Origin of the sequence: Candidatus Nitrosarchaeum limnium BG20, from assembly GCF_000241145.1 — an archaeon.
Lineage (GTDB): Archaea > Thermoproteota > Nitrososphaeria > Nitrososphaerales > Nitrosopumilaceae > Nitrosarchaeum > Nitrosarchaeum limnae.
On the sequence record NZ_AHJG01000231.1, the window covers coordinates 1 to 9,955 of the forward strand.

Annotated in this window: 13 protein-coding genes and 1 pseudogene; 6 read left to right on the forward strand and 8 right to left on the reverse strand. The window is 29.9% G+C overall.

Going from position 1 to position 9,955, the window contains the following annotated elements; all coding sequences use genetic code 11:
• Positions 1-90: 90 nt before the first annotated feature.
• Entirely contained in the window at positions 91-714 is a 624-nt protein-coding gene (locus BG20_RS08055; protein WP_010193442.1) for an HD domain-containing protein, read from the forward strand.
• 4 nt (positions 715-718) lie between these two features.
• Here the strand turns inward: BG20_RS08055 and BG20_RS08060 are convergent, their stop codons facing one another.
• The 4 genes from BG20_RS08060 to BG20_RS08070 all read right to left on the reverse strand — a co-directional run bounded on the left by BG20_RS08060 (position 719) and on the right by BG20_RS08070 (position 2,552).
• Positions 719-901, reverse strand: a complete 183-nt coding sequence (locus BG20_RS08060; protein ID WP_007401202.1) for a hypothetical protein — start codon at positions 899-901, stop codon at positions 719-721.
• Positions 901-1,509 carry a transcription initiation factor IIB gene (locus BG20_RS08065; protein ID WP_238527567.1) on the reverse strand — a complete coding sequence of 203 codons (609 nt, stop codon included), beginning with the start codon at positions 1,507-1,509 and terminating at the stop codon, positions 901-903. The genes BG20_RS08060 and BG20_RS08065 overlap by 1 nt, the downstream gene beginning before the upstream one ends.
• Entirely contained in the window at positions 1,431-1,805 is a 375-nt protein-coding gene (locus BG20_RS13370) for a transcription initiation factor IIB family protein (protein ID WP_238527568.1), read from the reverse strand. Before BG20_RS13370 ends, BG20_RS08065 begins: the two co-directional genes overlap by 79 nt.
• A gap of 309 nt (positions 1,806-2,114) precedes the next feature.
• A complete protein-coding gene (locus BG20_RS08070) occupies positions 2,115-2,552 on the reverse strand; it encodes a pyridoxamine 5'-phosphate oxidase family protein (RefSeq protein WP_081477556.1) in 438 nt (145 codons plus the stop codon).
• 416 nt (positions 2,553-2,968) lie between these two features.
• Between BG20_RS08070 and BG20_RS08080 the strand changes: the two genes are divergently transcribed.
• The 3 genes from BG20_RS08080 to BG20_RS08090 are packed head-to-tail and all read left to right on the forward strand — an operon-like array spanning position 2,969 to position 5,187.
• Positions 2,969-3,331: a hypothetical protein gene (locus BG20_RS08080; protein WP_010193447.1), complete on the forward strand. Its 363-nt coding sequence runs from the start codon at positions 2,969-2,971 to the stop codon at positions 3,329-3,331.
• Complete coding sequence (locus BG20_RS08085; protein WP_010193449.1) at positions 3,328-3,783, forward strand: hypothetical protein; 456 nt, start codon at positions 3,328-3,330, stop codon at positions 3,781-3,783. The genes BG20_RS08080 and BG20_RS08085 overlap by 4 nt, the downstream gene beginning before the upstream one ends.
• A 60-nt stretch (positions 3,784-3,843) precedes the next feature.
• A complete protein-coding gene (locus tag BG20_RS08090) occupies positions 3,844-5,187 on the forward strand; it encodes a phytoene desaturase family protein (RefSeq protein WP_010193451.1) in 1,344 nt (447 codons plus the stop codon).
• Between the two features lie 21 nt (positions 5,188-5,208).
• Here BG20_RS08090 and BG20_RS08095 read toward each other — a convergent pair whose 3' ends face one another.
• The gene (locus BG20_RS08095; protein WP_010193453.1) at positions 5,209-6,051 is read right to left on the reverse strand and encodes a cobalamin B12-binding domain-containing protein; all 843 of its coding nucleotides are present in this window, start codon (positions 6,049-6,051) and stop codon (positions 5,209-5,211) included.
• 267 nt (positions 6,052-6,318) lie between these two features.
• Here BG20_RS08095 and BG20_RS08100 point away from each other — a divergent pair, with 267 nt between their 5' ends.
• Positions 6,319-7,698 (forward strand): NAD(P)H-binding protein, encoded by a 1,380-nt coding sequence (locus BG20_RS08100; protein WP_010193455.1) that lies wholly within the window; start codon positions 6,319-6,321, stop codon positions 7,696-7,698.
• An 8-nt stretch (positions 7,699-7,706) separates the two neighbouring features.
• Here the strand turns inward: BG20_RS08100 and BG20_RS08105 are convergent, their stop codons facing one another.
• From BG20_RS08105 to BG20_RS08110, 3 genes are read right to left on the reverse strand one after another with little or no spacing between them, the layout of a single operon-like run.
• Positions 7,707-8,663 carry a cryptochrome/photolyase family protein gene (locus BG20_RS08105; protein ID WP_010193458.1) on the reverse strand — a complete coding sequence of 319 codons (957 nt, stop codon included), beginning with the start codon at positions 8,661-8,663 and terminating at the stop codon, positions 7,707-7,709.
• Between the two features lie 19 nt (positions 8,664-8,682).
• On the reverse strand, positions 8,683-9,063 hold the full coding sequence (locus tag BG20_RS12870; RefSeq protein ID WP_010193461.1) for a deoxyribodipyrimidine photo-lyase: 381 nt from the start codon (positions 9,061-9,063) through the stop codon (positions 8,683-8,685).
• A 20-nt stretch (positions 9,064-9,083) separates the two neighbouring features.
• A complete protein-coding gene (locus BG20_RS08110; protein ID WP_010193462.1) occupies positions 9,084-9,629 on the reverse strand; it encodes a DUF1722 domain-containing protein in 546 nt (181 codons plus the stop codon).
• A gap of 142 nt (positions 9,630-9,771) precedes the next feature.
• Here BG20_RS08110 and BG20_RS08115 point away from each other — a divergent pair.
• A pseudogene (locus BG20_RS08115) lies at positions 9,772-9,955 on the forward strand (peptidase); the annotation flags it as partial.

Sequence of the window (9,955 nt, forward strand, 5' to 3'; positions counted from 1 at the left end):
CTGTTATATTTTTTACTTCTATTAATTGGGCCCATTTAATAACACATAAAAAATTAAAATTTGTAAAACCCAAATTATGGAGATTTTAAAATGAATGTGATTGAATCGTTAAAAAATGAAGTATGTATTCTAATGTCTAATGATACTGCACATGATTTTGAACATGTCATGAGGGTTTTCAAAAACGCTCAACGTATTTGTAAAAAAGAAAAAGTTAATGAAAAACTCGTTTTAAGCGCTGTTTTATTACACGATATTGTATCTTATCCAAAATCTGATAAACGCTCTAAATTATCATCTGTAAAAAGTGCAGAAAAATCAAAAAAGATTTTAAAAAAATTTGATTATACAAAACAAGAGATTCAGATAATTTCTGATGCAATTCGTGATCATAGTTTTTCTCAAAATAAAACCCCTAAAACTATAGAAGGTAAAATTCTCCAAGATGCCGACAGACTAGATGCCCTTGGGGCAATAGGGATTGCTAGGGTGTTTGCTGTTGGAGGCTCTGAAAAAAGACCATTTTACAACATTTCAGATCCTTTCTGTAACCATAGGGCCCCAAATGACAAAGTTTGGACTCTGGATCACTTTTATCGTAAATTACTCAAATTGGAGTCTCTTATGAATACAAAATCAGGTAAAACTGAGGCTAAAAAACGGACTAAAATATTAGAATCTTTTTTGAATCAACTAAAAAATGAAATAAACTAGTTCTCTAGTTTTTCTTTCCTCTGGCCCTTGTTCTTAAAACTGCCTTGCAACAGATACATCTTGTATCATCTACTGACAAAAATATTCCGCAGAAAGTACATCTCTTCTGTCCAATTTCATATCGAATCTTGTTAGGAACTGGTTCTGCCTTGTGCATTTGGCATATTCCTCTACATGTTCTACCCATTAAATTTCACCTCCAATGCATTTTGTGATTTCTTTAGATCTATCTCTGATTGTAACTGCACTAATTCCTGATACCTCGGAAATTTTCAACTGTGAAACTTTTTCTTTGTTTTTTAGTGATGCCAAATGAACTACTGCAGCTGCCATTGACATTGGATTTTTGCTAGTTGTAATTCCTTTTTTTTCAGCAATACTGAGAATTTTAAAAGCTAACCTCTGAGTTTTCTCTGACACACTAGTAGCTTTGGCAAGTCTTGTTACAAATTCATCTGGTTTGTATGCAATTGGATGAATATCTAATTCTTTTACTAGAAATCTGTAAATTCTTTGTAGATGTTTGGTTTTTACATTTCCGGCATCTGCAATATCATGAATAGTTCTAGGCGTGTTGGTTAATCTACATACTATGTAAGTTGTAGCGCAAAGAATTACTACTGTTGATCTCCCTCCTAGTATTTTTTTTGCAGAAATTTTTCTAAACCAATAAGCTGTTTGTTCTACTACTGACTCAGGTAATCCTAATTTTGCTCTCAATCCATCAAGTAATGTAAATGCCTTTTGAAATGATTGAGTTGATGAACTCGAGGATCTACTATTTCTATCCCACATACGTAAACGATAAAACAAAATACGATTTTGCTTGAAATTGATTTGCCTGTAGAATCTTTATTTTGTGCTTCAATTATTGTTGGTAAGCCTCTGTCTGCCATCTTTAAGGAAATTCTTCCACCCACTCTACTATTCAAATACCCATCATCAGTAAATCCTGAATTCTCTAGTCTTGTTTCCCAAGACTTTTCAGCTAAAACCACCCCACAACTACTACATGCTATTTCACCAGTAATCTCATCTGTAATGACATTGCTTCTCTTACAACTACTCTGGTGAACTAACTTTGTTAACAATTCTTCAACCTTTGTTGCAAGAAATCTTTTTCTCCAATAGTGCTAAGATTATCTAATTGTTGCATCTTAGATGTAATACGTGTTTTAATCATATAAACAACAATTGAAAATTTTACTAGTGGTAATTGTACGACTTACCGTGGTTTACTATTGATCACTGATTATGAATTAATGATTTAATGAAAACCAAAATTTTTTACAGTTGTAGCACTGCATTTTCCATTTAGATGAATCATTATTTTCTTTAATTATTTCAAGCACTCCAAAATTTTTAGAAGAGCACGTGGGGCATCCTTCATCTTTCATTATTCATACATCTTTCATTCGTTTAGAGTAATCATAGGTGTTTAATTTTTTAGGTGTTATTTCAATTGCAACTTCTGTATCTGAATTTCTTTTTAAGAATTCTGACAACGTAGAAATTTTTTTACCCAAATACTTGTCAATTAAAATATTCAAAATATTTTCTCCAATACTTTCTACTATTTTTGCTTGACCATAACCTCTAATTCCTTTATAGGGTGGATTATCAGCTGCAATTTCAAATCCAACTGTTGGATTATTTTTCAAATATGATACAATTTTTGCCTTTTTTTGGGTTGCACAATAAATTTTTCCATTTTCCATAATATACCATAAAGAAATTACTACAGGGTATCCTGCTGATGTGATACAAGCCAGTCTTATTGGAATCTTTGTATCATTAAGTATAGTTTCAATTTTTTGAGAATCTGTTTTTTGCATCATATACTAATACAATACTTCTATTAACTTGAAGTATATTAATAATTTAAAAAAAATAACTAGTGCTAAATTTTAATTTGCAAATGTTTACTTATTTTATTTATTGTTCTAGGATCTTTTTCATAATAAAATAAAAAAATTTTATTTACTATAGAAAATTTGTAAATAAAACTAACCCTGCAACTACTGTACCTATCATTACAGCACCTATGATGACAAATAATTTTTTACCGCTCATAGGTTCTTTGTATTGTTTTTCTTGATTCATAATCTTATTTTTTTTAATTCTATATAAGATACCAAAAAAATCATAACTAGTGCTAACTTGAATGTAAAAATCAAGTAAAATCAATATTTGTTGGCACTATGGGCTATTAACTTTTTTAATAAATATCAGCAATGCATAACGGTAGTGTATTATGCCTCATGTGGTATTTGATAAAAAAATCGATTTATTCGATTTTTCTAAAAATTTTGTACCTATTTTCCAAAAAACTCCAATATTGATTAAAATCTCATCTATCTTTGTTGAACAAAATGGCCTCTCTGCTTTATTCCCCACAGTGGTTATTGATGAATCTCATCAAGAATTTTTAATCGAAATTTCTACAACCAAAGAAAAAACCACCGTTAGATTATATCCTGGTACAGATCCTGAAAAAACAGACGGTGTAAAATCTTCTTTGGCGTTATTATCAAATAACTTACAAAAGATTTTTCCTCAAGTCAAAATAATTCGTTCTAACATATTTGAATTTCTTGAAAGTACGAGTTCAAATTGAATGAATTTAGACTTATCCAAAATTCTGTATTGCCTCCAAATAAAATTTTTGAGATAAGTGTAGACATTAAAAATTTTCATCATATTTTGCCAAATAATTTTAAATCTCTAAAAATAATTAAAAATGATAAAAGTGAAAAAATTGTAATTGAAAAAATAAAATTTCTTGGATTTAGTACTAGTGTTAAAACAAAACATGTTATTATTCCTCCAAGTCTTCATTATGTTTTCATCTTGAGTGGCCCTCTAAAAGGTTCATTTTTTATTGAATCATATAAAAAATCAGAAATTGGTACTGCGATAATTATTGATGTATATCTAAAATTTTTTGGATTCATGAATGGTTTTAGTTTTCTAAATAATTACATTATTAAGAGAATGTCTTCAGTTATGGGGGAATTTATCAAGGTAGCTGAGATTAAAGTTCATTCTGAAAATTTTAATAATGAGTAGTAGTTAGCACTATTAAATTTAGTTAGCACTTGTATAAATAATTTAAAATCAAACAAAAATATGGTAAAACCAATTTGCATAATAGGTACCGGAATAGGGGGTTTGACCACTGGAACACTTCTTGCTAATGAAGGCTATGCTGTGAAAATAGTTGAAAAGAATTCAAAATTAGGAGGTAGAACTGTTTCTATGAAATTCAGAAATCATATTTTAGATAATGGTTTTCATATAATGCCCTTTTACAAAAAATCTGCAATTTTTACAGTTTTAAAATTGGTAGGTATCGAGAACAGATTAAATCTTACAACTGTGGATAAAATTTCATTTTTTTCTGATACTGGGTTTCACAAGTATCCAAAGGGTATGGGTGATTTGCTGCGACTTTCATTAATTCCTTTTAAGAGTAGAATTTCTTTGTTGAAAATACTACTCCCTATGGCATTTGCATCAATGCAAAAAACTGAATCTAGGGATAATCTTTCTTTAACTGAAGTAACTAAAAATCTAGATCCTAAATCTAATGCTTTTTTTGAAGCTGTATGTATGCTGGCATTTGCTGATTCCTCTGAACATATATCATTAGGTGAATTTGCAAGGACCATAATTCGAGCAAATCCATTCAAAGGTGGCACAAGTGAATTTGCTTATCCTGTTGATGGCGGCTATGATTCTATTTCGAAAGTTTTAGCTAATTTCATACAAGAAAAAAATGGTGAAATTAATCTAAATACATCAGTTAAGAGAATTGTAATAGAAAATTCTGTAGTAACTGGGATAGTTACTTTTGATGATAAACTCATTAAAACTAACTGTGTTGTTGTATCATATCCTGCATATCTAGCATTAAATGAATTATTTGAAAAAAATATCATCGATGATAAATTTATTAAAAAAATAGATCGATTAAATAAAAAAACATCTGTAGTAGAAGTCCACTTTGCTCTCAATTCCAAATTAGACTCTAGACAAGTTGTATTTCCAGTTGGCGATAATTACGTTACAAAAGGCATTTTTTTTATCTCAAATATTGCCCCCTCTGTATCCCCATTAGGTGAACACTTGATGATTACTGGCACTCCTGTATCTTCATTGGTAGCAGAGGATCCACAAAAAATTAAACAAATTGTTGATGATATGAAAAAGGAAATATCTATAATTTATCCAAACTTCACCTCTTCTTTAATTTGGGAGAGACCTATGGCATGGAACTTAGTTGAATCTGTAGTAAAAGAGCCTGGGATGGTATGGAAATCTAAAATGCCTCATCAAATTCCAGGAATCAAAGGCTTATTTTTTGTAGGCGACTCTACTGTGAGTTATGGAATTGGAACTGACTCTGCAGCGCATAGTTCGATTCTATGTCATCCTAAAATTGTAAAATACCTAGACAAGAAACTATCTTGAGATTTTTTTATTATATTTGAATTATGCAGCCCTTAGTATTCTTGGAATTTCTTCTAGATTTACATCTGGAATGACTTTGGCATTAAATTTATGGACTTTTTCTGATTGAAATGCATACCCTCCCACTAAAATTGGAACGTCATATTGTTCTTTAATTTTTTTAACTAATCTTTGTCCTGCAGATATGTTGTCTTCAAGAGTAATTGAAATTAATACTATGTCTGGTTTATTGTATTCAATAAAACTGAGTATTGATTCTGTGGGAATTGATGTAGCTATATTGTATACTTTAAAACCCTTAATTGAAAGATATGTTTCTAATACATCACATCCTAAATGATGCTCTTCTCCTAATGGAACACACACAAGAATTTTCTTTTTGTTTGCAGCACCTGTCACTTCATCCATTATTATTTTTACTAGTGTTTGTGCTACATTACTTGCCACATGTTCTGTAGCAATGCTTATTGTGTTACTTGCCCAGTCTTCTCCTATTTTGTACATTACTGGTCTTAAAATCTTATCAAAGAAATCCCCTGGATTAAATATTTTGATATATTCTTGATAAATTTTTACAGATGACTGAATATCCCCCTCTGTTAATTTTTTGTATAACATCTGTTTTGATTTTTTTGTTGATTCTTCTCTTTTTTCTATGTCTTTTGGATTGTGTGATGCTAACACAGCTAAAATTTTTGAATCGTTTCTAAATTCAATTGGTATATCTTCTTTTATTACTTCTGATGCTTTACCCAAATATTTTACGATTTCTTGTTTTGATGTATTTTTTTTAGAATCCCACACGCTTTTTACCAAATATAAGTAATTATCTGATTTTACTTTTTTTGCCCTAATGTAAACCATATTTGCTTATGCCTATCTTGGTATTTAATTAATGCTAACCCTAGTTTCTAGTGCTAAATAATAATTAAAAAAAAGAGTTCAACAAAAAATGAGCATAAAAAATTGAATAGAGATAAATTTTTAGCACTAGAATTTTAGAATAGCACTAGTTTAAATAATTAATTCTATTAAAATTATGCATGATGGCTTATGATTTTACTAATTTATTTGCAAATACTCCTTCTACAAATTTCATGATATCTATGATTACACTGGTGAAATAATTTTATGAATCAAGAAATTATTGATATTCCGTATTCCCAATTAAAACCATACTCAATTTTGGTAACTGGTGCAACTGGTTTTATTGGGTCTCGTCTTATATCAAAATTATCCTCATCTGGTTTCACCGTAAAAGGGATGAGTAGAAAAAAACTTGAAGATATTCCAAATGTAAAGTATGTTCAAGCAGATGTTTTTGATGTTGAACAGTTAGAAGAAGCCATGTCTGGAACTGAAGTGGTATATTATCTACTTCATTCAATGGAAGGAGATAAAGGGCATTGGAGAGAATTTGCATCTCGAGAAAGAATCCAGGCTCAAAATTTTCTTAAAGCTGCCACTAAAGCCAATGTTAAAAGAATAATTTATCTTGGCGGTTTAGTAAATGATAGTTTAGAATTATCTCCGCATATGCAAAGCAGAAAAGATGTTGGAGAAATTTTGGCATCAGGCAATATTCCAGTTACTCAATTACGTGCCTCATTGATTATCGGTTCTCAAGGAGGATCATATGCAATGCTTCGATATCTTGTAGAACGATTACGAATAATGGTTACACCCTCTTGGGTAAAGTCTCTTGCGCAACCAATCGCAGTTGATGATGTAATAGAATATCTTGTGGGCTGTATGACTCATCCGCAAACAAGTGGTAAAATTTATGAAATTGGTGGCCCTGATATAATGACATATGAGGAATTGATGCGAGTTTATTCTGCTTATTTAAATAAAAATCTCTTTGTAATTCAAATTCCTTTTCTAACCACTAGACTTTCATCGTATTGGGTAGATCTAATTACCCCAGTAAAGGCTTCATTGGCAAGACCGTTAATTGATAGTCTTGTTCATGATACTATAGTACATGAAAATTCCATTACTGATATAATTCCACTACGGTTAAAATCTGTTAGAGAATCAATTGATATCGCAACAAAAGAAATGAGGGATAGTCCTCCCGTGATAAATCGAAGAGAAGAAAAAACTGGTTTTAAAATCAATCAAAAACTTTTACTTGGATCTTTAATTGCAATGTCGATTATTGGAACCACCTACTATTGGTTAGATGACAGACCTGATGTTTATAGTACTGTTTGGCTTGCAGCTGGAACTATGTGGTATATCGGTATTATATCTGGAATAATTTTTGTCAAAAGTAAAACTCGTTTGGGATTTATTATTAGTGGTATTTTATCTTGGATTACCCTAGCATTTTGGTCGTTTGATAATTTTTATGTTATTTTTGATACTTCTATCATCGCTTCACATCCAAATGATGTAATTACAATTAGAAATTTTATTGGAATCTTTGTTACTGTAATTGCAATTATCTCCTCTCATAATACTTTCCATAAGGTAATTGATTATCAATACAAAGGTAAACCAATTTAATTTTTTAATTATTTCTGATTTTTAAAAATAATTTTTGTCTTGTTTGATTCAATCTTGTGGTTCAGAATTGGTTTTGGGTATGTTAATCCTTCAGGATATTTTTTCCAAAGATTATGTATGTGTTTAGGTTGAAGTGTTTCTAATTCTGGAACCCATTTTTTAATATAATTACAATTTGAATCAAATTTCTCTTGTTGTATCCATGGGTTGAATATTCTAAAGTATTGTACTGCATCACATCCAGTGGATGCAGCCCATTGCCAGTTTCCTGCATTCACCGCAGGATCATAATCTACTAGTTTTTCTGCAAAATACCTTTCCCCCAACTTCCAGTCTATATGCATATCTTTAGTCAGAAATGATGCTACGATCATTCTAACTCTATTGTGCATAAATCCTGTTTTGTTTAATTGTCTCATTCCAGCATCTACTATTGGAAATCCTGTTTCACCTTTACACCAAGTATGATACTCTTGCTTGTTGGTACTCCACGGTATTTTTCTAAATTTTTTCTTAAAAGTTTCAGATTTTGAATTTGGGAAATGATGAAGAACGTAGGTAAAAAATTCTCTCCAGTATAATTGATTAATTAAGATGTGATCTATGCCTAAATTTTCTTTTATTGCTTGATATGCTTCCCGAACAGATATTGTTCCAAATCTTATATGAGCAGATAATTTAGTTGTTTTATCTAATCCTGGATAATCTCTAGTTTTTTGATAATTTTTGTATTCTGAAATGTTTTTTAAAATCTTTAAGGCGTTTCTTCGTCCACCTTCCATTTTTTCTTTATTATCTATTGTAATTTCTAATGAATTGTCGTTTTTAATTTTATCGAAACTATAATTTCTAAAATTATTTTTTATCTTGTTTCTAACTGGAATTGTTTTTGCAGTTTTATAAAAATATGAATATACTGTGTATGGTTTTTGTTCCTTTGTATGTATTTCATCTGGAACATGCAATAAATAATCTGCAAATTTGTTAAAACCTATATTTTTTTTGATTACATATTTTTTTGATTTTGTTTTCTTTTAATTGCGCAAATTTGGTATAGTCACCATTTAAAAAAACCCCGTCAATTTTATTCTCTAAAATTATTTTCTCAATAATTTCTTCTGATCTACCTCTGAATATTCTGAGATTGGTTTTTCTTTTGATTAATTGTTCATTAAGATCCTTTAATGATTCATTGAGAAATTTTATTCTTAATCTAGATTTTTTTAAATTACCTAAAATATCTATATCTAAAATGAAACATGGGATTACCTCGTTAGAATTTTTTAAAGCATAAATTAATCCTGTATTGTCTTCTAATCTTAAATCTCGCCGAAATATGAATAATGTTTTTTTGTATTTAGACATGCTAGAAATAAAAAGTTAACTTATTCATATTTTCTTTGATTGTTTGGCTGAAATAATGGTTTAGAATCAATATCTGAATATAATAAAAAATATGTCTGACTTGCAAGATATGTATTATCAAAACGATAAGATACATCATTTATTTCAAATAGAATCTTGCCTAAAGTTGTTTTTCCTACTCTGTATTGTTCTAATCTGTCAAAAAATATCTGTTTTTCATTTCGATTTAGATGTTTTAGAAAGTATCCAAAAATATGCATAATTACATTTGTATGTGTTTTGGTTGTTGGGCTTTTTGACATTGCAAGTTTTAGGTGATTCTCATACTCGTCTATTATCTCTGAAAATGGAATTTTCTTATTACTTGCAATTATGTCTCCCAGTATTTTTAATTCATTTTGATCATGTGCCATCAGCATGTATTTATTGGCAGTATGAAATGATATCAAGTTCTTTATCTTGTTTATTCTTTTTACCTCATGAAATCGTTGAAATACAAATTCAATAATTTCTTTTTCGGATATTTTGTGTTTTTCAGTATGAAAAAACGATTTTGTGTTTGGCACTTTTGAATTTTCATTCTGTTTGCTTAAAAAGGCGAGTTCTTTTAATTGTGTTTGGCACTAGCTCTTTCATTTTTCTGGTGATTAATTAGCACTAGGGACATGATTGGCACCATTTTAAATATTACAAGTTAGAGTTTTACTTATGAAAACATTAATTGCCACAATAGCCGCAATTTTACTAGTTGGTTCAATCACTTCGTTTGTAAGTGCTGAAGGTGTTCCAGCTTGGGTAAAGAATAATGCCGGATGGTGGGCAGACGGAGCAATATCCGAATCGGAATTTATTTCTGGAATACAATTTTTGATTAAAGATGGAGTTATAGTAA

Bases quoted from the DNA above. Each gene is read 5' to 3' on its own strand.
- BG20_RS08080 (WP_010193447.1), top strand. From the start codon at position 2,969: ATGCCTCATGTGGTATTTGATAAAAAAATCGATTTATTCGATTTTTCT.
- BG20_RS08060 (WP_007401202.1), bottom strand. From the start codon at position 901: ATGGGTAGAACATGTAGAGGAATATGCCAAATGCACAAGGCAGAACCA.
- BG20_RS12870 (WP_010193461.1), bottom strand. From the start codon at position 9,063: ATGTCTAAATACAAAAAAACATTATTCATATTTCGGCGAGATTTAAGA.
- BG20_RS08100 (WP_010193455.1), top strand. From the start codon at position 6,319: ATGAATCAAGAAATTATTGATATTCCGTATTCCCAATTAAAACCATAC.
- BG20_RS08070 (WP_081477556.1), bottom strand. From the start codon at position 2,552: ATGATGCAAAAAACAGATTCTCAAAAAATTGAAACTATACTTAATGAT.
- BG20_RS08065 (WP_238527567.1), bottom strand. From the start codon at position 1,509: ATGTGGGATAGAAATAGTAGATCCTCGAGTTCATCAACTCAATCATTT.
- BG20_RS08055 (WP_010193442.1), top strand. From the start codon at position 91: ATGAATGTGATTGAATCGTTAAAAAATGAAGTATGTATTCTAATGTCT.
- BG20_RS08090 (WP_010193451.1), top strand. From the start codon at position 3,844: ATGGTAAAACCAATTTGCATAATAGGTACCGGAATAGGGGGTTTGACC.
- BG20_RS08095 (WP_010193453.1), bottom strand. From the start codon at position 6,051: ATGGTTTACATTAGGGCAAAAAAAGTAAAATCAGATAATTACTTATAT.